At 62.0% G+C, this 24441-nt stretch carries 17 protein-coding genes; 10 read left to right on the top strand and 7 right to left on the bottom strand.

Annotated features, from left to right (window positions below):
• Nucleotides 1–166: 166 nt before the first annotated feature.
• Together ccoG and mapR are read left to right on the top strand one after the other, a co-directional pair.
• Nucleotides 167–1597 carry a cytochrome c oxidase accessory protein CcoG gene (gene ccoG, locus ACYP2Q_RS01520; protein ID WP_459728816.1) on the top strand — a complete coding sequence of 477 codons (1431 nt, stop codon included), beginning with the start codon at nt 167–169 and terminating at the stop codon, nt 1595–1597.
• A gap of 111 nt (nt 1598–1708) precedes the next feature.
• A complete protein-coding gene (gene mapR, locus ACYP2Q_RS01515) occupies nt 1709–3118 on the top strand; it encodes a GntR family transcriptional regulator MpaR (RefSeq protein WP_459728814.1) in 1410 nt (469 codons plus the stop codon).
• A gap of 60 nt (nt 3119–3178) precedes the next feature.
• On the opposite strand, the gene ACYP2Q_RS01510 is transcribed toward mapR, so the two are convergent.
• From ACYP2Q_RS01510 to tpx, 7 genes are all read right to left on the bottom strand, one after another.
• Nucleotides 3179–3925 (bottom strand): SDR family oxidoreductase, encoded by a 747-nt coding sequence (locus ACYP2Q_RS01510; RefSeq protein WP_459728812.1) that lies wholly within the window; start codon nt 3923–3925, stop codon nt 3179–3181.
• 92 nt (nt 3926–4017) lie between these two features.
• Complete coding sequence (locus tag ACYP2Q_RS01505) at nt 4018–6099, bottom strand: putative bifunctional diguanylate cyclase/phosphodiesterase (protein ID WP_459728810.1); 2082 nt, start codon at nt 6097–6099, stop codon at nt 4018–4020.
• 290 nt (nt 6100–6389) lie between these two features.
• Nucleotides 6390–7871, bottom strand: a complete 1482-nt coding sequence (locus ACYP2Q_RS01500) for an efflux transporter outer membrane subunit (protein WP_459728808.1) — start codon at nt 7869–7871, stop codon at nt 6390–6392.
• Nucleotides 7868–10975: an efflux RND transporter permease subunit gene (locus ACYP2Q_RS01495; RefSeq protein ID WP_459728805.1), complete on the bottom strand. Its 3108-nt coding sequence runs from the start codon at nt 10973–10975 to the stop codon at nt 7868–7870. Before ACYP2Q_RS01495 ends, ACYP2Q_RS01500 begins: the two co-directional genes overlap by 4 nt.
• Entirely contained in the window at nt 10972–14076 is a 3105-nt protein-coding gene (locus ACYP2Q_RS01490; protein WP_459728803.1) for an MdtB/MuxB family multidrug efflux RND transporter permease subunit, read from the bottom strand. Before ACYP2Q_RS01490 ends, ACYP2Q_RS01495 begins: the two co-directional genes overlap by 4 nt.
• The gene (locus ACYP2Q_RS01485) at nt 14073–15389 is read right to left on the bottom strand and encodes an MdtA/MuxA family multidrug efflux RND transporter periplasmic adaptor subunit (RefSeq protein WP_459728801.1); all 1317 of its coding nucleotides are present in this window, start codon (nt 15387–15389) and stop codon (nt 14073–14075) included. The genes ACYP2Q_RS01490 and ACYP2Q_RS01485 overlap by 4 nt, the downstream gene beginning before the upstream one ends.
• A 179-nt stretch (nt 15390–15568) precedes the next feature.
• On the bottom strand, nt 15569–16069 hold the full coding sequence (gene tpx / locus ACYP2Q_RS01480; RefSeq protein WP_459728799.1) for a thiol peroxidase: 501 nt from the start codon (nt 16067–16069) through the stop codon (nt 15569–15571).
• Between the two features lie 792 nt (nt 16070–16861).
• Between tpx and ACYP2Q_RS01475 the strand changes: the two genes are divergently transcribed.
• The 8 genes from ACYP2Q_RS01475 to ACYP2Q_RS01440 all read left to right on the top strand — a co-directional run bounded on the left by ACYP2Q_RS01475 (nt 16862) and on the right by ACYP2Q_RS01440 (nt 24440).
• Nucleotides 16862–17287 carry a YciI family protein gene (locus ACYP2Q_RS01475; RefSeq protein WP_459728797.1) on the top strand — a complete coding sequence of 142 codons (426 nt, stop codon included), beginning with the start codon at nt 16862–16864 and terminating at the stop codon, nt 17285–17287.
• 333 nt (nt 17288–17620) lie between these two features.
• Nucleotides 17621–18412 (top strand): hypothetical protein, encoded by a 792-nt coding sequence (locus ACYP2Q_RS01470; protein WP_459728796.1) that lies wholly within the window; start codon nt 17621–17623, stop codon nt 18410–18412.
• A gap of 10 nt (nt 18413–18422) precedes the next feature.
• On the top strand, nt 18423–19874 hold the full coding sequence (locus tag ACYP2Q_RS01465) for a DUF1254 domain-containing protein (protein ID WP_459728794.1): 1452 nt from the start codon (nt 18423–18425) through the stop codon (nt 19872–19874).
• Between the two features lie 146 nt (nt 19875–20020).
• On the top strand, nt 20021–20968 hold the full coding sequence (locus ACYP2Q_RS01460) for a SphA family protein (RefSeq protein WP_459728792.1): 948 nt from the start codon (nt 20021–20023) through the stop codon (nt 20966–20968).
• A gap of 8 nt (nt 20969–20976) precedes the next feature.
• A complete protein-coding gene (locus ACYP2Q_RS01455) occupies nt 20977–21957 on the top strand; it encodes an AAA family ATPase (RefSeq protein WP_459728790.1) in 981 nt (326 codons plus the stop codon).
• Entirely contained in the window at nt 21954–22889 is a 936-nt protein-coding gene (locus ACYP2Q_RS01450) for a DUF58 domain-containing protein (protein WP_459728789.1), read from the top strand. Before ACYP2Q_RS01455 ends, ACYP2Q_RS01450 begins: the two co-directional genes overlap by 4 nt.
• Entirely contained in the window at nt 22886–23461 is a 576-nt protein-coding gene (locus ACYP2Q_RS01445) for a DUF4381 domain-containing protein (RefSeq protein ID WP_459728787.1), read from the top strand. Before ACYP2Q_RS01450 ends, ACYP2Q_RS01445 begins: the two co-directional genes overlap by 4 nt.
• Entirely contained in the window at nt 23448–24440 is a 993-nt protein-coding gene (locus ACYP2Q_RS01440; RefSeq protein ID WP_459728785.1) for a vWA domain-containing protein, read from the top strand. Before ACYP2Q_RS01445 ends, ACYP2Q_RS01440 begins: the two co-directional genes overlap by 14 nt.
• Nucleotide 24441: the final 1 nt, after the last annotated feature.

Genomic DNA, 24441 nt, shown 5'->3' with positions numbered 1-24441 from the left:
CCTGATATAGCCGCCCACGCCCCGCCGCGACAGGTGCTTCAACTTGTCGCAGGCCGGGCTTGCGCGAGCATCTGATCCGGTTTTTAAAGCGATACCTGAGTCTGTCATGCAAACAGATCGCCGCTCATAGTGCTCCTGCCTGATGGAGGCTGATGAGCGAAAGACCATGAGCGATAGAATCCCCGTTCGAACCCTGGAAAGCGCCCCCGTAGTCGAGACCTTCGAGCCTTCGCATCCAAAGATGAAGGCCAAGTCCAGCGACGACCTTATCCACACCCGTAGCTTCACCGGCCTGTTCCGTACCCTGCGCATCAGCGGCGCGGGTGTTCTGTTCCTGTTGTTCTTCGCCACCGTGTGGTTGAACTGGGGCGGTCGCCAGGCGGTGCTGTGGGACCTTTCGCAAAGCAAGTTTCATGTCTTCGGCGCGACGTTCTGGCCGCAGGATTTCATCCTGCTCTCGGCGCTGCTGATCATTGCCGCGTTCGGCCTGTTCGCGATCACCGTGTTCGCCGGCCGCGTCTGGTGCGGCTACACCTGCCCACAGAGCTCCTGGACCTGGATCTTCATGTGGTGCGAGAAAATCACCGAAGGCGAACGCAACCAGCGGATCAAGCTGCAAGCGGCGCCCTGGGGGCCGAACAAGCTCCTGCGCCGCTCGGCCAAGCACAGCTTGTGGCTGGCGATCAGCCTGCTGACCGGCCTGACCTTCGTCGGCTATTTCACGCCGATCCGCCCCTTGGCCGAAGAACTGCTGACCCTGCACCTGGGAGGTGTGAGCCTGTTCTGGGTGCTGTTCTTTACTGGCGCCACCTACATCAATGCCGGCTGGCTGCGTGAAGCGGTGTGCATGCACATGTGTCCATATGCGCGATTCCAGAGCGTGATGTTCGACAAGGACACCCTGACCATTTCCTACGACGTGGCCCGTGGCGAGAGCCGCGGCCCGCGCAAGCGCGAGGTCAAGCCAGCCGAGGTCGGCCTGGGTGATTGCATCGATTGCCAGCTGTGCGTGCAGGTGTGCCCGACCGGCATCGACATTCGCGACGGATTGCAGATGGAATGCATCGGTTGCGCTGCGTGCATCGACGCCTGCGATTCGATCATGGACAAGATGGGCTACGAACGCGGGCTGATCAGCTATACCTCGGAACATCAATTGCAAGGCGGCAAGACTCACCTGTTGCGGCCACGGTTGATCGGTTACACCGCCGTGCTGCTGGTGATGATCGTGGCGCTGGTCGTCGCGCTGATGGAGCGGCCGATGGTGTCGCTGGACGTGAGCAAGGACCGCGGCCTGTTCCGCGAGAACAGTCAGGGGCAGATCGAGAACATCTATAGCCTCAAGGTCATCAACAAGACCCAGCAACGCCAGGACTACCGCCTGGCCCTGGTCGACGGCGACGGCTTCCAGTTGCAAGGCAAGACCGAGTTGAGCCTGGCGCCCGGCGAGATTGTCGATGTACCGGTGTCGGTGGCGATGACCACGCAGCGGCCGAGCAGCAGCTCGCAGAGCATCAGCTTCAAGGTCGTCGACCGCGATGAGCCAGGCGTCTACAGCGTGGCCAAGAGCCGGTTTGTTGCGCCGATGAACCGCTAAGGCTTTAGACTGCGGTGCGCCATTCGCGAGAACGATGCAGTACCTGTAGGAGCGGGCTTGCCAGCGATGAATCCACCTCGATTTTCTTGAATGACAACTTCCGGGCACTCGATGAAACGCTACGAAAAATTCGCCGATGACATCGCTGAACTGATCCGCACCGGCGTCCTCGGGCCCGGCCAACGCGTGCCGTCGGTGCGCTACGCCAGCCAGACCTACGGGGTCAGCCCGTCGACCGTGTTCCAGGCGTACTACCTGCTCGAACGGCGCGGCCTGATTCGCGCCCGCCCGCGCTCCGGCTACTTCGTCAACGCCCACGCGCCACGGCCGTTTTCCGAGCCGCAGATCAGTAGCCAGGTCAATGAATCCACGGAAGTCGACGTCAGTGAACTGGTGTTCTCGGTCCTGGACTCGATCAAGGACCCGAACACCGTAGCCTTCGGCTCGGCGTTCCCCAGCCCGACGCTGTTTCCACTGCAACGGCTGTCGCGCTCGCTGGCCAGCGCCAGCCGCGAGATGGACCCGCGCATGGTGGTCACCGACATGTCGCCGGGCAACCCACAACTGCGCCGGCAGATCGCCCTGCGCTACATGGTCGGCGGCCTGATGCTGCCCATGGAAGAACTGCTGATCACCAACGGCGCCCTCGAAGCGCTGAACCTGTGCCTGCAAGCCGTGACGCAACCCGGCGACCTGGTGGCCATCGAAGCCCCGGCGTTCTATGCCTGCCTGCAAGTACTGGAAAGATTGAAACTCAAGGCCGTGGAAATCCCCGTACACCCGCGTGACGGCATCGACCTCGGCGTGCTGGCGCAAACCCTGGAGCGCCATCCGATCAAGGCCTGCTGGTGCATGACCAGCTTCCAGAACCCGATGGGCGCGACCATGCCCGAAGCGAAAAAACGCGAACTGGTGGAACTGCTGCGCAGCCATCAGGTGCCGCTGATCGAGGACGATGTCTACGCCGAACTCTATTACGGGCAGCAGGCGCCGAAACCGGCAAAGGCCTTCGATACCGAAGGCCTGGTGATGCATTGCGGCTCTTTTGCCAAGAGCCTGGCCCCGGGTTATCGCATCGGTTGGGTCGCCGCCGGGCGTTATGCGCAGAAGATCGAACGGCTGAAACTCATGACCTCGCTCTGTGCCTCGATGCCGGCCCAGGCAGCGATTGCCGATTACTTGCAACACGGTGGTTATGATCGCCATTTGCGCAGGTTGCGGTACGCCCTGGAGGAACAGCAAAGCGCCATGCTGTCGGCCATTGCCCGCTACTTCCCGGCGCAGACCCGCGTCAGCCAGCCGGCGGGCGGCTACTTCCTCTGGCTGGAACTACCCGAGCAGATGGATTCATTGAAGTTGTTCCAGATGGCGTTGGCACAGGGCATCAGCATTGCGCCAGGACCGATTTTTTCGCCGACGCAGCGCTTCAGGAATTGTATCCGGTTGAATTATGGGAGCCCCTGGGATGAGGCGGCTGAAAAGGCGATGGAAACCCTGGGGCGGATTGTCAGATCCTTCTAAAAGCAAAGATCGCAGCCCGTGCAGGAGCTGCCGCAGGCTGCGATCTTTTGATCTTGATCTTTACCGCCCACCACCCAAATCGACAAACGTCCCTGTCGCATAGGACGCCTTGTCCGACAGCAACCACACGATCGCCTCCGCCACTTCGTCCGGTCGCCCGCCACGGGCCATGGGAATTGCCGACTCGAGCTTGCTGACCCGATCCGGATCGCCGCTCAGCGCATGGAAATCCGTGTAGATATAGCCCGGACGCACCGCATTGACCCGAATCCCCTCGCCCGCCACTTCCTTGGCCAGGCCAATGGTGAAGGTGTCGAGCGCCCCCTTGGAGGCTGCGTAGTCGACGTATTCGTTGGGTGCACCCAAACGCGCGGCAACCGAGGAGACGTTGACGATGCTGCCGCCCTGCCCGCCGTGCTTGGGCGACATGCGCAGGATGGCGTGCTTGGCGCAGAGTACGGGCGCCAGCACATTGGTCTTGAGAATCTTGAGGATGCGCCATTCGGACATTTCGTCGACCCTGGACTTTTGCCCGACGGTGCCGGCGTTGTTCACCAGCGCCGTGACTCGGCCCAGCTCGCTGTCCACCCGGTTGAACAGGCCGATGACCTCATCTTCGATGCTGACGTCGGCGCGCACTGCGATGGCTTGGGCGCCTAACGCCCGGACCTGATCCAGCACCGTTTGCGCCGCCTGTTCATCGGACTGGTAGTTGATGCAGATCCGATAGCCTTGTTTGGCGGCCAACAGCGCCGTTGCCGCACCAATACCGCGACTTCCACCAGTGATGACGATGACTTTGTCCATGCACACTTTCCCCAATTAAAGCCTATGCAGTCGGGGGGAAGAATAACCGCCATTGGCGGACTTTGCATGAAACCGTCATCGGTCCCGTCAGATCACGCCAGGGCCAATTCCTCGGCGCGGTGGATTTCCTTCATGAAGCGTTCGGCAGGTAACGGGTGACCGAGCAGATAACCCTGCAACGAGTCGCAACCGAGTTGGGTCAGGAAGTCCTGCTGCGAGCCTGTTTCCACGCCTTCGGCGACGATCCGCAAGCCCAGTGCCTGGCCCAGGGCGACAATCGCCGAAACGATGGCGGCGTCATCGCTGTCGCGCTCCAGGTCACGCACAAAACCACGGTCGATCTTCAGCTCGTTGGCCGGCAGGCGCTTGAGGTACATCAAGCTCGAGTAGCCGGTACCGAAGTCATCGATGGACAGGTCAACGCCCATGTCCGATAGCTCCTGCAGCACCTTCATGCTCGCATCGGCATCGCTCATGGCCGTGGTTTCGGTGATTTCCAGGGTCAGGCTGTTGGCCGGCAGATGGTGGGTAGCCAGCGCCCTGGCGACGCTCTGCACCAGGCCCACGTGGCAGAACTGCAAGGCCGAGAGGTTCACCGCAATGCGCCAATCGGTGTAGCCCAGCACATACCATTCGCGCATCTGCCGGCAGGCTTCGTTGAGCACCCATTCGCCGATGGGAATGATCAACCCGGTCTTCTCCGCCAGCTCTATGAATTTGTCCGGCAGCAGCATGCCCTGGGTCGGGTGCTGCCAGCGCAACAACGCTTCGGCGCCCACCGGGCGGCCGTTGTTGGCGTCGAATTTGGGTTGGTAATGCAGGCTGAACTCTCTCTGGTCCACGGCATTGCGCAGGTCCTGCAGCAATTGCAGTTGCTTGCGCGCATTGCTGTTCATCGAGGCGTCGAAGAAACTGTAGCCGTTCTTGCCCGTGCCCTTGGCGTGATACATCGCCGCATCGGCGTTCATCAGCAGTTCGTGGGCGGTCTGGCCATTGCCCGGATACAGGGCGATGCCGACGCTGGCGGAGATCTGCAAATCATGTTCGGCCACCCGGAACGAACGGGCGATCAGGCTGACCTGGCGGGCCGCGAGGTTCATGGCGTCGTTCGGCTCGCTCAATTGCACCAGTAGCACGAACTCATCGCCGCCGATCCGCGCCAGGGTGTCCTGGCCACGCAGATCCTCGCGCAGGCGCAGGCTGACTTCGCGCAGCAACTGGTCACCCATATGATGACCGAAGGCGTCATTGACCGGTTTGAAGCCATCGAGATCGATGAACATCAACGCCACGCAACCACCCTCGGTGTCGACCCTGGACATCCCCTGATCGATGCGATCGGCCAGCAACACCCGATTCGGCAGGCCGGTCAGCGTGTCGTGCAAGGCCAGCTGGGTCAGTTCGCGATTGGCTTCGGTCAGTGACTGGGCAAGGTTGGCGGTTCGAGCTTCCAGGCGCGCATCGAGGACCGAGGTCAGCAAGGCGATGCTCAAGACCGCCAGGGTGGTGATCAGGACCAGGTTGTCCAGGCCGTTTGCGCTCAGGCCATTGACGGCTGCACCGCAGAAACTACCTGCAGGGAATTGTGCAGCAGCCATCCCGGTGTAGTGCATGCCGACAATGGCAATGCCCATGATCACCGCCGCGCCACCGCGGATCAGCCGTACATAAGGTGTGTGCCGGCGCAGGCGAAAGGCAATCCAGAGTGCAGCGCCGGAGGCGCCCACCGCTATGCATAACGACGCGCCGAACAGCGTCGGGTCGTAATCGATGCCTGGCTGCATGCGCATGGCTGCCATGCCGGTGTAATGCATGGCACTGATCCCGGCCCCCATGACCAGCGCGCCGAACGCCAGCTGCCAGGCCGGCAATCGCGCCTGACTGACCAGCCACAAGGCGAACCCGCACGACAGGATGCCGATCAACAGCGACAGCAAGGTGATGGAGAAGTCGTACCCAAGGTCGATGGGCAACCTGAACGCGAGCATGCCGATGAAATGCATCGACCATACGCCGATACCCATGGCAAACGCCCCACCCGCCGTCCACCAATGCACCGCCCGGCCCTTGGCCGTGGCAATGCGCCCGGTCAGGTCCAATGCGGTGTATGCCGCGAGGATGGCCACACAGAGCGAAATGATGACCAGCGTTGGGGAATAACTACCGATGAGCATGGAAGAGTCTCAGTATCACCCCCGTACTGCATCCGTTCTCGGAGGTGTAAATCCGGCGATTGTACTGATTCCAAATGAGAACAACACTCATAAAATGAGCAAAAGGCCATCAACTCGATGAAACGCTTGTTTTAAGGTTTTACATTAACTCTGTCGATACATGTGAACCCCTGTAGGAGCCGGCTTGCCGGCAAAGGGGTCCTTGAACCTTGCGCCAGTCTTTCGGACGCCTTCGCTGGCAAGCCAGCTCCTACAGGGATCGGGTACGGCCGTGGGAGATGGATCGGCGATCAGCGGTTATCACCCACCTGAAGCTGCCCGTCCCATCCGCCACCCAGCGCCGCAATCAACTGCACGCTGGCAATCAGGCGACTCTGCAACAGGTCCAGGGTGCTGCGTTCATTGCTCAGTGCCGCAGCCTGGACCACCACCACATCCAGGTACGCAATCACGCCCGCCTTGTACTGGTTCTCGGTCAGGCGCAACGACTCACGGGCTGCGTCCAGCGCCTGTTGGCGCACCACGGCTTCGTCCTGCAGCACCTTGAGCTGGACCAGATAGTTCTCCACCTCACGCAAGCCATCGAGCACGGTCTGGCGGTATTTGGCTACGGTTTCGTCGTAGGCCGCCTCGCTGCGGTCCACTTCCGCCGAGCGCTGGCCGCCGTCGAACAAGGTCATCGCCAGTTGCGGGCCGACCGACCAGAAACGGTTCGGCAGGCTGAACAGGTCTTTCGAGGTGCTGCTGCTGTAGCCGCCGTTCAAGCTCAGGGTCAGGTCCGGGTAATAAGCAGCCTTGGCCACGCCGATGTTGGCGTTGGCGGCAATCACCGAGCGCTCGGCCGAGGCAATGTCGGGGCGGCGTTCCAGCAGTTGCGAAGGCAAACTTAGCGGCACCGCCGGCAAGGCCGGGATGTTCCGGGTTTCCGCCAGGCCAAATTGCGCCGGTGGCAAGCCGATCAGCACGGCGATGGCGTTTTCCAACTGGGCGCGTTGCCAGATCAGATCGACCATATCCGCCTCGGTGCCCTTGAGTTGCGTCTGTGCCTGGGCCACCGCGTCCTTGCCGGAAACCCCGGCGCGGTACTGGTTTTCGGTCATTTTCAGCGAGCGCTGGTAGGCCGCGACGGTCGCCTCGAGTAAACGCTTCTGCTCGTCGATCACCCGCAGTTGCAGGTAGTTCTGCACCAGTTCCGACTGCTGGCTAAGGCGCATCGCCGCCAGGTCGGCAAAGCTCGCTTGGGCATTGGCGGTGTCGGCTTCAAGCCCGCGGCGCAACTTGCCCCAGACATCCGCTTCCCAACTGACCCCGGCCTGGGCGGTGTAGGTATCGCGAATACCGCTGGAGGAACTGGTCAGGCTCGAACTGCTGCTGCCGGTGCCCTGGCTGGAGCGGTTTTTCCCCAGCGTCAGGTCCACCGTCGGAAAAAACGCACCCCGGGCGCTGCGCACCAGGGCCTGGGCCTGGCGGTACTGGGCTTCGGACTGGGCAACGGTCTGGTTGGCGCTGTTGAGCTTGTCGATCAGGCCATTGAGTTGCTGATCGCCGTAAAGCTCCCACCAGGCACCCCGGGCCAGGGAATCGCTCGGATTGGCCTGACGCCAGCCGGGCGCTTCCTTGTACTGCGCAGGCTCCGCGGTTTGCGGGCGCTGGTAATCCGGGCCGACGGCGCAGGCACTGAGCATCGCCACGCACAGCGACAGGCTCAGCAAGCGCGAGCCACGGGCGGTGATCAGCGCAGGAGCCAGGTTGAACAGCGAACGGTCAGTCATAGCGGAGTTTCCAAGGCAGCATCGGTACGCACTCCACGCCAGCGGTTGAAGCGATGGCGCAGTTTGTCGAGATAGAGGTAGACCACCGGGGTGGTGTAGAGGGTCAGCACCTGGCTGAAGATCAGCCCGCCGATGATGGTCAGGCCCAGCGGCTGGCGCATTTCCGCCCCTTCGGCGCGGCTCATCAACAACGGCAAGGCGCCGAGGATCGCGGCCAGGGTGGTCATCAGGATCGGCCGCAAACGCTGCAGGCAAGCGTTGCGAATCGATTCCAGCGGGGCCATGCCCTGATGGCGTTCGAGCTGCAACGCCAGGTCGATCATCAGGATGGCATTTTTCTTCACCACGCCGATCAACAGGAACAGGCCAAGCAACGAGATCAGGCTGAACTCACCGCCCAGGGCATAAATCGACAGCAGCGCGCCGACCCCCGCCGAAGGCAAGGTCGAGAGAATGGTCAGCGGATGAATGTAGCTTTCATACAGCACGCCCAGCACCAGGTACACCGCCACCAGGGCGCCGAGGATCATCCACGGCTGGCTCTTCTGGGTCGCGGCAAAGGCATCGGCGGTGCCGGCCATTTTCGCGATGACGTCTTCCGGCAGGCCCACGGCGGCAATCGCCCGCTCGATGGCGGCACTGCCCTGCTCCACGGTCACGCCTTCGGCCATGTCGAAGGCAATGCTTTCCGAAGCGAACTGGCCCTCATGGCTGACCCGATCGTCTTCCAGGCTGTTCTCGTAATGGGCGATGGTCGACAGCGGAATCCGCGCGCCGTCCGCCGTGATCACCTGCACCTGCTTGAGCGTGATCGGATCCTGGGCGTACTTGGGATTGACCTCCATCACCACCTGGTACTGGTTGAGGCTGTCGTAGATGGTCGAAATCTGCCGCTGGCTGTAGGCGTTGTTGAGCACCGCCGTGACCATGTCCATGTCCACGCCCAGGCGCTTGGCCTGGTCGCGGTCGACGATCAGTGTCACCTGCTGGGCGCCCCGACCTTCGCGGGCATCGATCGCGGTCAGTTCCGGCAGCGCCTTGAGTGCAGTCACCACTTTCGGATACCACTCGCGCAACGCGCCCAGGTCACCGCTTTGCAGGATGTAGGAGTACTGCGAGGAGGTCTGTTCGCGGCCACCGCCAAACTGCAGGTCCTGGTCGGCCATCAGCATCAGTTGCGCGCCGGCGACCTTGGGCATTTCCTTGCGCAGGCGCTCGATGACCTTTTGCGCGGAAATACTGCGCTCCTTGATCGGTTTCAGGCGCACCAGCATGAACGCGTTGTTGGTGCCGTTGGTGCCTCCGATGAACCCGGCGACGCTTTCCACCGCTTCGTCCTTGAGCACGGCGCGGCGGAAGATCTCCATTTTCGGCTGCATCACGCTGAACGACAGGCCGTCGTCACCGCGCACGAAACCGATCAGTTGGCCGGTGTCTTGTTGCGGAAGAAATGTTTTAGGAACAACGATATACAGCGCAATGTTAACGCCAATTGTCACAAATAGGCTGAGCAGTGTCAGGCGCCGGTGACGCAGCACCCAGTCGAGGCTGGTGGCGTATTTGCCGACCATCCAGTCGTTGGCCCGCTGGCTCCAGCGCTGCAGACGGTTTTCCTGGCCCGGCGTGTGCGGCTTGAGCCAGCGGGCACAGAGCATTGGCGTCAGTGTCAGCGAGACCACCAGCGACACCACGATGGCCGCCGCCAGGGTGATGGAGAATTCGCGGAACAGGCTCTCGATGATCCCGCCCATGAACAGGATTGACAGGAACACCGCCACCAGCGACACGTTCATCGACAGCAAGGTGAAGCCGACTTCCTGGGCGCCGAGGTACGCCGCCTTCATCGGCCGCACACCCGCGTCGATGTGCCGGGAGATGTTCTCCAGCACCACGATGGCATCGTCCACCACCAGCCCGGTGGCCAGGATCAACGCCATCAGCGACAGGTTGTTCAGCGAGAAACCGTACAGGTACATCACGGCAAAGGTGCCGACCAGCGACACCGGCACCGCCAGGGTCGGGATCAGCGAGGCACGGAAGCTGCCGAGAAACAGGAACACCACCAGGATCACCAGCGCCACGGCGATCAGCAGGGTCATCTCCGCTTCGTGCAGCGTGGCCTTGATCACCGGCGAGCGGTCCATGGCCAGGTTCAGCTTGACGCTGGCCGGCAGCACGGCCTGCAACGCCGGCAACTGGGCCTTGATCTCGTTGACCGTCTCGATGATGTTGGCCCCGGCCTGCCGGTTGATCACCAGCAGCACCGCCGCATCGTCGTTGAAGAAACCGCTGTTGTAGCGGTCTTCGACGCCGTCGCTGACCTTGGCCACGTCCTTCAGGCGCAGGGCTGCGCCGTCCGCGTAGTGGATGATCAGCGACTCGTAGTCCTTGGCCTTTTCCAGTTGATCGTTGGCCTGCACCTGCCACAGCCGCTGGCCATCCTCCACCGAGCCCTTGGGCCGGCGCACGTTGGCATTGGCGATGGTGTTGCGCACATCGTCCAGGGCCACGCCGTACTGGTTGAGCGCCTGGGGTTCGAGCTCGATGCGCACCGCCGGCAGGGAGCTGCCGCCGATCTGCACTTCGCCGACGCCCTGCACCTGCGACAGGCTCTGGGACAGGATGGTGGATGCCAGGTCATAGAGCTGGCCTTTTTCCAGCACGTCCGAGGTCAGCGACAGCACCATGATCGGCGCCTGGGACGGGTTGACCTTCTTGTAGGTGGGCATGCTCCGCATGCCGCTGGGCAGCAGGTTGCGCGAGGCGTTGATCGCCGCCTGCACTTCCCGCGCCGCGCCGTTGATGTCGCGGTCCAGGTCGAATTGCAGGATGACCCGGGTCGAGCCTTGGCTGGAGCGGCTGCTCATGGTGTTGACCCCGGCGATGGCGCCGAAGGAACGCTCCAGCGGCGTGGCCACGGTGGAGGCCATGACTTCCGGGCTGGCGCCAGGCAGGCTGGCCTGGACCACGATCACCGGGAAGTCCATCTGCGGCAACGGCGAGACCGGCAACAGACCGAAACTCACCCCGCCCAGCAGCATGATCGCCAGGCTGAGCAGCATGGTTGCCACCGGGCGCTTGATGAAAGGTCCCGAAAGGTTCATGGCTGCTCTACCGCGTCCACGGCTTCAGGCTTGCGACCCCAGCGCCGACCGAGACGGTCGAAATACAGGTAGATCACCGGCGTGGTGAACAGGGTCAGGACCTGACTCAACAGCAAGCCGCCGACCATCACCAGACCCAACGGCTGACGCAATTCCGCGCCGGAACCGGTGGCCAGCATCAACGGCACCGCGCCGAACAGGGCCGCCAGGGTGGTCATCAGGATCGGCCGGAAACGTAGCAGCGCGGCCTGATAGATCGCCGTTTCCGGGTCCATGCCCTGGTTGCGCTCGGCATCGAGGGCGAAGTCGATCATCATGATCGCGTTCTTCTTGACGATGCCGATCAGCAGGATGATGCCGATGATCGCGATCATGCCCAGGTCATTGCCGCTGAGGATCAACGCCAGCAAGGCGCCGACCGCCGCCGAGGGCAAGGTCGAGAGAATGGTGATGGGATGGATGTAGCTCTCGTAGAGCACGCCCAGCACGATGTACATGGTCACCACCGCCGCCAGGATCAGCAGCAAGGTGCTCGACAGCGACGCCTGGAACGCTTCGGCAGCACCCTGGAACTGGGTTTGCACGCCAATCGGCATGCCGATGTCCTTCTGCACCTGCTCGATGATTTCTACCGCATGCCCCAGGGCCACGCCGGGGGCCAGGTTGAACGACATCATCACCGCCGGGAACTGGCCGATATGGGTGATCGCCAGTTGCGCCTGGCGCTCTTCGATATGCGCCAGGCTGGACAGGCGCACCTGCCCGCCATCGGTGGTCTTGACGTGGATCTGGTCCAGCGCCTGCGGGCCGATCTTCTCGCCGGACTGCGATTGCAAGACCACGCGGTATTGGCTGGCCTGGGTGTAGATCGTGGAAATCTGCCGCTGGCCGAAGGCGTCGTACAGCGCGTCGGTTATGTTCGACACCGACACCCCGACCCGCGAGGCGGCGTCGCGGTCGATCACCAGGTAGACCTGCAAGCCTTTGTCCTGCAGGTCGCTGGCGACATCGGTCAGCTCCGGCCGTTGGGCCAGGGCTTCGACCAGACGCCCGCTCCACAGGCTAAGCAGTTCGGAATCCGGCGACGACATGCTGAACTGGTACTGCGTACGGCTGACCCGATCTTCCATGGTCAGGTCCTGCACCGGCTGCATGAACAGGCGGATGCCCACCAGTTTGTCCAGTTCCGGCTGCAAGCGCGCGATCACCTCAGTGGCGCTCAGGTCGCGGTCACTGTGAGACTTGAGGTTGATCAGCAACCGACCGCTGTTTAGCGTCGAGTTGTCGCCGTCAACGCCGATGTAGGACGACAGGCTCTCGACCGCCGGATCCGCCAGGATCACCTTGGCCAGTTCCTGCTGGCGCTCGCTCATCGCGGCGAAGGAAATCGACTGCGGTGCTTCGGAAATGCCCTGGATCACCCCGGTGTCCTGCACTGGGAAAAAGCCCTTGGGCACGACCATATACAGGAATACCGTCAGCGCCAAGGTGCCGATGGCCACCATCAAGGTCAGTGGTTGCCTCTTGAGAACCCACTTTAACTTTCGCCCGTAAGCCGCGATCATCCAATCAATTGCTGCGCCACTGGCGCGGTAAAAACGGCCCTGCTCCTCTTCCTTCGGCTCGCGCTTGAGCAACCGCGCGCACATCATCGGTGTCAGGGTCAGGGACACCACCAGGGAAATCAGGATTGCCACCGCCAGGGTGATGGCGAATTCGCGGAACAGCCGCCCCACCACGTCGGCCATGAACAGCAGCGGGATCAGCACGGCGATCAGCGACAGGGTCAGGGAAATCAGGGTGAAACCGATCTGCTTGGCGCCCTTGAGCGCCGCGTTCAACGGGCTGTCGCCCTCTTCGATGAACCGGGAAATGTTCTCCAGCATCACGATCGCATCGTCCACCACGAAGCCGGTGGCGATGGTCAGGGCCATCAGGGTCAGGTTGTTGACCGAGAAGCCTGCCAGGTACATCACGCCAAAGGTACCGATCAACGACAGCGGCACGGCCACCGACGGAATGATCGTGGCACTGGCCCGGCGCAGGAACAGGAAGGTGACCATCACCACCAGGGCGATGGCGATCAGCAATTCATGCTGCACGTCCGTGACCGAGGCGCGGATGGTCTGGGTGCGGTCGGTCAGCACGGTGACCTCAAGGCCGGCCGGCAGGTTGTCGGTGATGCTCGGCAGCAAGGCCTTGATCCGGTCCACCACCTCGATCACGTTGGCCCCTGGCTGGCGCTGGATGTTCAGCAGCACCGCCTGGTTTTCGTTGGCCCAGGCCGCCAGGCGTTCGTTTTCAGCGCCGTCGACGATTTCCGCCACGTCCTTGAGGCGCAATGGCGCGCCGTTGGCGTAGGCCAGGATCAGGTTGGCGTAGTCCTTGGGCGAGGTCAGTTGATCGTTGGCATCGAGCATCGACACCCGGGTCGGGCCGTCGAAGTTGCCCTTGGGCTGGTTGACGTTGGACGCGCCGATCAGGGTGCGCACGTCCGACAGGTTCAGGCCGTTGGCCGCCAGGGCCTCGGGGTTGACCTTGATCCGCACCGCCTGGCGCTGGCCACCGGCGATGCTGACCATGCCGACGCCGCTGATCTGGGCGATCTTCTGTGCCATGCGGGTGTCGACCAGGTCATTGAGCTTGGGCAACAGCATGGTCTTTGAGGTGATTGCCAACGTGAGGACCGGGGTATCGGCCGGGTTGACCTTGTTGTACACCGGCGGTGCCGGCAGATCCTTGGGCAGCAGGTTGGTCGCGGCGTTGATCGCCGCCTGCACTTGTTGCTCGGCGACGTCCATGTTGATGTCGAGGCTGAAACGCAGGGTCAGCACCGAAGCGCCGCCGGAACTGGTCGAGGCCATCTGGGTCAGGCCGGGCATCTGCCCGAACTGGCGCTCAAGCGGCGCGGTCACGGCGCTGGTCATGACATCCGGGCTCGCGCCGGGATACAGGGTCATGACGCGAATGGTCGGGTAATCGACCTGGGGCAAGGCCGATACCGGCAGCAGGCGATAGGCGATCACGCCGGCCAGGATAATGGCCAGCATGCTCAGGGTGGTCGCTACCGGGCGAAGGATGAACAGCCGCGAGAGATTCATGCGCCGCCCTTTTTCGCCTTGTCGGCAGGTGCCGGTTCAGCCGTGGTGGCTGCCGATTTGCCTTGCAGGTGGCCGGCCGGGTTGGTCGGCACTTGCTGCGGGTCGTTGACCACTTCCACGTCGCTACCGTCCTTCAGGCGATCAGTGCCCTCCAGCACCACCCGATCACCGGCGGACAGGCCTTCGGTGACCACGGTGTTCTCGCCGTCGCTGGCGCCGATCTTCAACTGACGGATCTTGACCTTCTTGTCGCCGTCCAGGGCATAGACAAAGGTGCCATTGGTGCCGAACTGGATCGCCGCGGAGGGCGCGAGCACCACGCCTTTGAGGGTATCCGCCAGCAGGCGCACATTGACGAATTGGTTGGGGAACAGCGACTGGTCGCGGTTCTCGTAGCGCGCCTTGAATTTCAGGGTGCCGGTGGTGACGTCGATCTGGTTGTCCAGGCTCTGCAGCACGCCGGTGGCCTGCAGCTTGGTGTCGCCGCGATCCCAGGCCTCGGCCGGCAGCTTGGCGCCGCTGCGATAACGGGCCAGCACCACGTCGAGGCTGTTTTCCGGCAAGGTGAAGGCCACGCTGATGGGCTGGGTCTGGGTGATGATCGCCAGCGCCGTGGTGTCGTTGGCCGCCACCAGGTTGCCGACGTCCAGCTGACGCAGCCCAACGCGCCCGGCGATGGGCGCGCGGATCCGGGTGAATTCGAGATTGAGCTTGGCGTCGTTGACCGCTGCCTGGTTGGTCTTGACCGTGCCAAGGTACTGACCGACCAGCGCCACGGCGGTGTCCAGGGTCTGCTTGGCGATGCTGTCCTCACGGTACAGTCCGGTATAACGCTCGACATCCACCTGGGCGTTCTTCAATTGCGCCTGGTTCTGCAGCAAGGTGCCTTCAGCCTGGAGCAAGGCGTTCTGGTAGGGACGCGGGTCGATTTCAGCCAGCAGGTCGCCAGCCTTGACCATCTGCCCTTCCTCGAAATAGATCTTCATCAGCTCACCGCCGACACGGCTGCGCACGTTGATGGTGTTCAGCGCCGTCACCGTACCCAACGCCTTGTAATACAGCGGGAAGTCACCGGTGACCGCCGGCGCCACACGCACCGGTACCAGCCCCGCCGCACCGCCGAACCCCGGCCGCATCCCGCCTGACCTGCCGGTGTGCCCGGCCACGGCTTTTTGCCCCGCGCCCTCTTTCGGCGCAGCACTGCCCGGCCAGAATTTCCAGCACAGGGCGGCGATGACCAACAGGACAAGCAGGCCAAACAGCCAGCGACGAGGACTACGGGAAGCGGAGGATTGCATTGAGTGATCAACCATTGGGCGCGTGGGCTTGTTTTACATGAGGCTGAACGATAAGCACTGGTGGGTGATAAGCAAAGCGCCTTTACCGGCAATTTACCTTCGGCTTACGTAACAGGAGAGATATCCAACATACTGAAACACAAATGAAAACGGCCTGGACAGGGCCAGGCCGTTAACAATTGTAATGATGCGACTTATTTCAGAACGGCAAGGGCCGCTTCGTAGTTTGGCTCTTCAGCGATTTCCTTGACCAGTTCGCTGTGCAGCACGTTGTCGTTCTCGTCCAGTACCACCACGGCACGGGCGGTCAGGCCTTTGAGCGGGCCGTCAGCGATGGCCACGCCGTAGTTCTCGATGAACTCGGCACCGCGCAGGGTCGACAGGTTCTGTACGTTTTCCAGGCCTTCGGCGCCGCAGAAGCGGGCCTGGGCGAATGGCAGGTCAGCGGAAATGCACAGCACTACGGTGTTGGCGACATCGCTGGCCTGGGCGTTGAACTTGCGCACGGAAGTGGCGCAGGTCGGGGTGTCGACGCTTGGGAAGATGTTCAGCACTTTGCGCTTGCCGGCGAAGTCTTGCAGGGTGACGTCGGACAGATTGCCGGCAACCAGGGAAAAGGCTGGCGCCTTGGAACCGGCTTGAGGCAGTTGGCCGTTGACTTGAACCGGATTGCCTTTAAGAGTGACTTGAGCCATGAACGGAGTCCTTCTGAACGTTGGTGGTGGAGAATTTTGAAGAGGCAGAAGTTAACCACGAAATTGTCCGACGACCTATGGCCAAACATAAATTGTCATGTGTCGGCGCACAGAATTGCATACAACCTTGCCCCCCTCTTCCTTGGTCTCTGGTCTCTGCTCACTGTAGGAGCCGGCTTGCTGGCGATGACGGTGGTGAAGCTGATGCCGCCATCGCTGGCAAGCCAGCTCCTACAGGATTTGCGGGGGTATGTGGGGTTTGTGGCGTGACACACATCTGTAGGAGCCGGCTTGCTGGCGATGACGGTGGAGAAGCTGATGCCGCTATCGCTGGCAAGCCAGCTCCTACAGGTTTGCGGGGTATGTGGGGTTTGTGGCGTGACACGCATCTGTAGGAGCCGGCTTGCTGGCGATGACGGTGGTGAAGCTGATGCCGCCATCGCTGGCAAGCCAGCTCCTACAGGATTTGCGGGGGTATGTGGGATTTGTGGCGTGACACGCATCTGTAGGAGCCGGCTTGCTGGCGATGACGGTGGTGAAGCTGATGCCGCTATCGCTGGCAAGCCAGCTCCTACAGGATTTGCGGGGGTATGTGGGGTTTGTGGCGTGACACACATCTGTAGGAGCCGGTTTGCTGGCGATGACGGTGGTGAAGCTGATGCCGCCATCGCTGGCAAGCCAGCTCCTACGGGGATCTGTGGGTGTTCAGAAGTTTATCGCTACACCGTTGTCGATTTGGCCGGTGATCGTTCGACTATAAATGAACCATCCAAATCCAGCGGAGACAACACCATGCGTTTCATGATCATCATCAAGGCCAGCCAGGACTCCGAAGCCGGCATCATGCCCGGCACCGAACTGCTGAGCGCCATGGGCAACTACAACGAGGAACTGGCCAAGGCCGGCATCCTCCTCGCCGGCGAAGGCCTGCAACCCAGCAGCAAAGGCGCCCGAGTGCGTTTCTCCGGCGACAAACGCACAGTGATCGATGGCCCCTTCGCCGAAACCAAGGAACTGATCGCCGGTTTCTGGCTGTGGCAAGTGAAATCGAAAGAAGAAGCCATCGAATGGGTCAAGCGGTGCCCCAACCCGATGCCAGGCACCGAAGCCGAGATCGAGATCCGCCAGGTGTTCGAACTGGAGGACTTCGGCGCGCAGTTGACACCGGAGCTGCGCGAGCAGGAAGAGCGGGCATTCGGCCAGGGGAAAAAGAACTAAGGTTGCAACAAATATCGGGAAGCCTCGCTCCTGCCGGTACCAACCGCTTGCAGGAGCGAGCGCGTTATCCGCCTTACCCGCCCAAGGGTCTGCAGACAGGCCAATTTCCAGCCATCCCCCCTTTCAACCCCATGATTCGTATTAACTTTTTAGTACACAAAAATAATGCGAATTCGTAGACAAAACCAAAGAATTAACCCTTTCGACTAGCGAATCAGTGGTTAACTGCTAGCGTCTACAGACATGTCCTACAGGCTGATAGGAAAGAGCTTACGCAGTAACGGCCGCCAAGTGCCGAGTCATCCAAATGAGCCACCAAGGAATCGGGGAATCATGCTGAACAAAACGGGGACGCACGCCTTTTTTTTGGCGATCTTGCTTGCGCCTGTTGTTTGCACCCAGGCGGAGAACGCGGACACCGCCAACAAAAGCAACAACCCGCTGAACTTCGCGCCGGGCATGAGCGCTCAGGATTACTACACCCCCAGGTACTACGACTCCAACATCCATACCAATGACTTGCTGATACGCGGCACGCTGCCGATTGCGCCCAACGACTTCATTGGTGTGCCGCAGTTGATACGCGGCTCGGCGCCAATCAGTACCCACCCGGACCCGAACAGTGGCTACAGCACCGGCGAAGGTGACCTGAACCTGTTCGACATTTTCCTGGTGAAGACCGAAGGCGTGCAGTTGGGCATCGGCCCCATGATCACCGCCCCCACCGCCGATCAGGACGAGCTCGGCGCCGGCAAATGGCAAGGCGGCCTGGCGGCGGTCGCTATCGACTCTTCACCGCGCGGCCTGTTGGGCGCGCTGGTGCAATACCAGAGTTCGTTCGCCGGCGATCACGACCGGCCCAACGTCGAAAGCGCAACCTTGCAACCCTTCATCATCCATAACCTGGAAAAGGGCTGGTACCTGCGCTCCACCGGCATCTGGACCTTCGACCTGAAGAACGAAACCCACTACATCCCACTCGGTCTGGGTGGCGGCAAAGTGTGGAAAGACGGGCCTAATATCGTCAACGCCTTTATTGAACCGCAGTGGACCGTCGAGAAAAAAGGCGATGGCATGCCGCAATTCACCCTGCTCGTCGGCCTCAACGCCACCTTCGGTCAATAAGGACCCCCCTATGCACGTTGCCCTTCGCGCAGCCGGTTTCAGCCTGATGACGATGTTCGTCAGTTGCGGGGTCGGCGCCCAGGAACTGGACACCCGGATCGGCAAGATCACGATGGAGGGCGAACTGCCGGCCCATGACTCCATTGCCAAACTCTATGCCGAACTGGATTTCCAGCAGGCGACCCAGAGTTACCTGTGGGCCTTGCCGCTGGTGTCCTACGCGCAATGGCAGGAAGAGTTTCGCGACAAGCTGGGCGCTCATAGCGGCGACCTGATGGTGCTCGACAGTTACGAAGACAAGCTCGGCGTGATCACCGCCAACGCCACCACGCCCTACATCCTGGGTTTCGTCGATCTCAATGAAACCGGCCCGCTGGTGATCGAACTGCCCCCCGGCCCCACTGCAGGTGGCATCGGTGATTTCTGGCAACGGGCGATCATCGACATGGGCCAGACCGGCCCGGACAAAGGCAAGGGCGGCAAATACCTGGTGCTGCCACCGGGTGCCGAGCCACCGGCCGATGCGGGTAAATACTACTTGGCCAAATCGCAAACCATGAACGTGCTGGTGGGTTTGCGCGTGCTCGATCCCGACCCGGCCAAGGGCAAGGCACTGGTCGAGCAATTCCGAATGTACCCCTATGCCAAGCGTGCCGAGCCCGGCCAGACCAAACTGCTCTCCCCCGGTGGCAAAGCCTGGTCCGGCACCCAGCCACGGGGCATGGCGTACTGGGAACGCTTGCACCAGATCATCCAGCAAGAGCCGGTCAACGAACGTGATCGCTTCTACATGGCCATGCTTGCCAGCCTTGGGATCGAGAAGGACAAACCGTTCAACCCCACCGATGCCCAGCGCAAGGCACTGCAACAAGGTGCACAAGTCGGCGAGCTGATCGCCAAGGTCAATACCTTCGCCAAGCGCTTTCCCGGCGCTCAATACTGGCCGGACCGGCAGTGGGACACGGTGTTGAACATCGCCGATCCGTCCCAGCGGGTCGCTTACTACGACCAGCTGTGGGAACGCAGCGCCTGGTTCTACGAAGCAGTCACCAATACCAAGGGCATGGTTTCGAAAACCCCGGGGCTTGGCCAGACCTACCTCGGCGCCTATTCCGACGCCAAGGGTAACTGGCTCGACGGTGCGAAGAGCTATCGCCTGCACGTCGACGCCAATCCGCCGGCCAAGCAGTTCTGGTCGATGACGGTGTATGACATTGACAGCCGCTGCCTGATCGACAACCCGCAGCGCAAGGGCGACCTGTCGTCGCGCCAGGATCTGAAGAAGAATGCCGACGGTTCGGTCGACCTGTACTTCGGCCCGACCGCCCCCAATGGCTTCGAGAACAACTGGGTGCAAACCCTGCCGGGCAAACACTGGTTCAGCTATTTCCGCCTGTATGCCCCGACCCTGCCCTATTTCGACAAGAGCTGGAAACTCGACGACATCACGGCCGTGCAATGACGCCGCGTGTTCAATAAGGAAGTGTCATGAATCACCGCATTCTGTTATCCGCCCTTGTACCTGTCAAAGCCGCAAGTCCCCACGGCCAATGGCACATGCCGTTGTTGACGCCTGTTAACCCACAAAATCAATAAGCGGAGCAAGTCATGATCAAGCCTTACGTAGTGCGCCCGTTGTTGGCGCTGTGCCTGGTCGGCGGTAGTCCGCTCGTGCTGGCAGTCGAGGGTGGCGTTGGCCGCCCCATCACCGGGCAACAAGTGTTTTCCAATGCCGGGATCGTGCCGCCGGAACCGGGTTGGGTGATGTCCCTGACCAGCATCTGGTACGACGGTGATCTCAAGGGCAACTCTCAGATACCGATAGGTGGCGCAATCAGTACCGACCTGGACATGAAGGTTTCCTACACCATGGCCGACTTCACCCATGTCTGGGACACCGGCAAGGGTCGCTGGAACTACGCCTCGGCCATCGGCGTGCCGGTGCAGTACACCGATGTCACCGCGAGCATCACCGGCCCCCGTGGCCGCACCCTGGGTACCGAGGACAAGGCCACTCAGTTCGCCGACATGCTGGTGACGCCGATCGCCGCCGGTTATCACTTCGACGAGGTCAACCACATTTCGTTCTCGCTGCCGATCTACGTGCCAACCGGCGCCTACGACGTCAATCGCCTGGCCAACGCCGGGCAGAACACCTACACCTTCATGCCCACCGTGGCCTTCACCCATCTCGACGGCAAGGGCGGCGAGTTCACACTGGAAAGCGGGCTGGAGTTCTATACCGAGAACGACGACACGGACTATCAGAACGGCGATCTCTTCAACCTCGACCTGCTGTGGACCCACGGTTTCGGCAATGGCTGGGCCGCCGGTATGGCGGCGGGTTATATCCAGCAGATCAATGATGACTCCGGGGCGGGCGCCACCAGCGGCTTTCGCGGGCGTTCGGTCGGTGCCGGCCCGGTGGTGGGTTGGACCGGCAAGTTCGCCGATGCCCAAGCCAACTTCAGCCTGCGCTGGGTGCCGGAGTTCGACACCAAGAATCGCCCTGAAGGCAACGGCATCGCCGCCAACATGACCCTGGCGTTTTTCTAGGAGCAAACATGACCGCACTCAACGACCTCAACGCCCTGCAAGCGAGCATCGCCGAAGCGGTGCTCGGCCAGGACCAGGTGATCCGGCAGATTCTCGTCGGCCTGCTGGCCAACGGGCACCTGCTGCTGGAAAGCCTGCCGGGGCTGGCCAAGACCCGGACGGTGAAGGCGCTGGCCAAACACCTGGACGCGAAGATGAGTCGCATCCAGTTCACCCCGGACCTGTTGCCGTCGGACATTACCGGCGCCGAGGTGCTGCACCAGGTCGAGGGCAAGAACGAGATCCGCTTCCAGCCGGGGCCGCTGTTTGGCAACCTGATCCTGGCCGACGAAATCAACCGCGCGCCGGCCAAGGTCCAGGCCGCGCTGCTCGAAGCCATGGAAGAACGGCAGATCACCGTCGCCGGCAACAGCCATGCGCTGCCAGAACTGTTCATCGTGGTGGCGACGCAGAACCCGATCGAACAGGAAGGCACCTACCCGCTGCCAGAAGCACAGATGGACCGCTTCCTGATGAAGGTGCTGCTGGATTACCCGAGTGCGGAAAACGAGAGCCAGGTGCTGCGCCTGCTGCGCGAGGAAGAAGTCGCGTTGGGCGCAAAGACTGCGCCAGTGCAAGGCTTCGAGCTGTCCCAGGACGTGATCTTCGTCGCGCGCCGGGAAGTCAGTGCGGTGCATGTTTCCCCGGCCATCGACCGCTACCTGATCGACATCATCAATGCCACCCGCCACCCGGCCGATTACGACGCCGACCTCGGGCGCTGGATCAACATCGGCGCCAGCCCGCGCGGTGGTATCGGCCTGGACCGTTGCGCCCGCGCCGATGCCTGGTTGCAGGGCCAGGACTTTGTCTCGCCAGATAATGTGCGCGCCGTGGTGCACCCGGTGCTGCGCCATCGGCTGCAACTGAGCTACGACGCGGTGGCTGACGGCGTGACGGCCGATCAGGTGCTCGACCGTTTGCTCGACAAGGTTGCGATTCCCGCATGAATGTCGACGGCCTGGTGTACGTCTCTCTGGCGCAACTGATGGCCCTGGAGTTCAAGGCGCGTGACCTGAGTTTTGCTGCCCGCCAACCCCAGGGCAGCATCCTCGCCGGCAACCATGCGTCGCGCTTGCGCGGCCGTGGCCTGAATTTCGATGAACTGCGCCGCTATCAACCGGGGGACGACTTGCGCCACCTCGACTGGCGGGCCTCGCTGCGCACCGGTAAACCAGTGGTGCGCACCTTCACCGAGGAACGCGACCGTCCGGCGTTGATCGTCGTGGACCAGCGCATGTCGATGTTTTTCGGCTCGCAACGCAGCTTCAAATCCGCCGTCGCCGCCGAACTCGGCGCCCTGGCGGCGTGGATGGTGTTCAACGCCGGGGATCGGGTTGGCGGACTGGTGTTCAACGATCAGCGCATCGACAGCATCGCGCCCCTGCGCAGCCGCAAGCGCATCGAAGCGTTGTGCAGCCGCATCGCCCAACAGAACCAGGAACTGAATGCGGCCAATGCCGACGCCGAAGGCGAAGACCAGCTCGACAAGGTCTTGCAGCAGTGTCTGGCGCTGGCCGGGCATGATCATCTGATCTGCATCGTCAGCGACTTTGCCGGCGCCGGTGAGCGCACCTTGCAGCTGATGCGGCAGTTGGCGGCGCATAACGATGTGATCGCCATGCAGGTCTACGATCCATTGGCGCTGAACCTGCCCAGGAACGGCCGCCTGCTGATCACCCAGGGCCAGTTGCAGGTGGAACTGGCGGTGGAACGTCGTCAGGTGCACCAGCCCTTGGGTGATTTTCTCAGCGGTCGGCTCAAGGACGTGGCGACGCTGCTGCGGCGCAGCCAGGTGCCGTTGATGATGTTCAGCACCGCCACCCAAGCGCACGAACAATTGCGCGCCGAGTTGGGCAAGCGCGCGGGAGCACGGCGATGAACCCGAATATCCCGAGCATCGAGCAACTCAAGGAAATCGCACTGCCCGCGCCGGTCAGTTATGCGCCGCAGACCTGGGGTTGGTGGGTGTTGCTGACGGTGTTTGTGGTTGCGGTTCTGCTGCTGAGCGCGCGTCGTTACCGGCAATGGCGGCGAGACCGTTATCGGCGTGAGGCGCTGGTGCGGTTGGCGCAGTTGCAAAAGCGCAGTGATGATCTGAATGCATTACGCGAGCTTCCAGAATTGCTCAAGCGCACAGCCATCTCCATGCCGAACACCCCTCCTGTAGGAGCTGGCTTGCCAGCGAAGGCGGCCGCCAGAACACCACACGACTCAAGGGCCCCATCGCTGGCAAGCCAGCTCCTACAGGATCCCGGTGCGCTTGGGAATGCGGATTGGCAAGCCTTTTTGCAGCGCCACAGTAAACAGCCTTTGCCCGCCGATTTGAGCCAGCAACTGGCGCAACTCGCCTACGCACCCGATGCCGTATTGCGCGCCATGCCAAACGAACAGCGCCAGCAACTGTTCAACACCTGCAAAACCTGGGTGGAGCATCATCATGTGGCAGCTTGATTACCCCTGGCTGTTACTGCTCCTGCCCTTGCCGTGGCTGGGCTATCGCTACCTGCCTGATTACCGTGAGGCACGCAGCGCGGTGCGTGTGCCGTTTTTCAGCGCCATGAGCCGCGCGGTCGGCCAGGCGCCGAGCCAGGCCGGTACTCGCACCAATCACTGGCAATTGCTCCTGAACCTGCTGGTGTGGGCGCTGTTGCTGCTGGCGGCGTGCCGGCCGGTGTACGTGGAAAAACCCATCGAACGCCAGCAACCGGTGCGCGACCTGATGCTGGCCATCGACATTTCCCAGTCCATGGAAACCACCGATTTCACCGACGCCAATGGCCAGCAGATCAATCGCCTGGCCGCGGTCAAGGAAGTGGTGCATGGCTTTATCGACAAACGCAAAGAGGATCGCCTGGGCCTGATCGTGTTCGGCAGCGGCGCGTACCCACAAGCGCCATTGACCCTCGATCACGCCAGCCTGTCGCTGTTGCTGGACGACACCGGCATCGGCATGGCCGGCCCCAACACGGCGATCGGCGATGCCATAGGCCTGAGCCTGAAATTGCTCGATCAGGCCCATGAACAGGAAAAAGTGGTGATCCTGCTCACCGACGGCAACGACACCAGCAGCGCCATCACCCCGGATCACGCAGCCGAAATGGCCGCGGCCAAAGGCGTGGTGATCCACACCATCGGCATTGGCGACCCCGATGCTTCCGGTGAAGCCAAGGTCAACTTGCAGGGCTTGCAGCAAATCGCCACAGCCACCGGCGGCAAGTTCTTCCGTGCCGAAGACCGCAACGCTCTGGATCAGGTCTACAGCACCCTCGACCAGCTCACCCCGCATCAGGTGAAAACCCTCAGCCATCAACCCAAACGCGATCTGTTCTGGTGGCCGCTCGGGTTGGCGATCGCCCTGCTCGCGCTCTATCACCTGATCGCCATGCTGTCTCCACGCCTGTCCATCGCGCGTCAGCGGCAGGAGGCCTGAA

It is taken from the genome of Pseudomonas sp. MHK4 (assembly GCF_054600775.1).
This window is presented reverse-complemented; position numbering and strand designations above follow the sequence as displayed.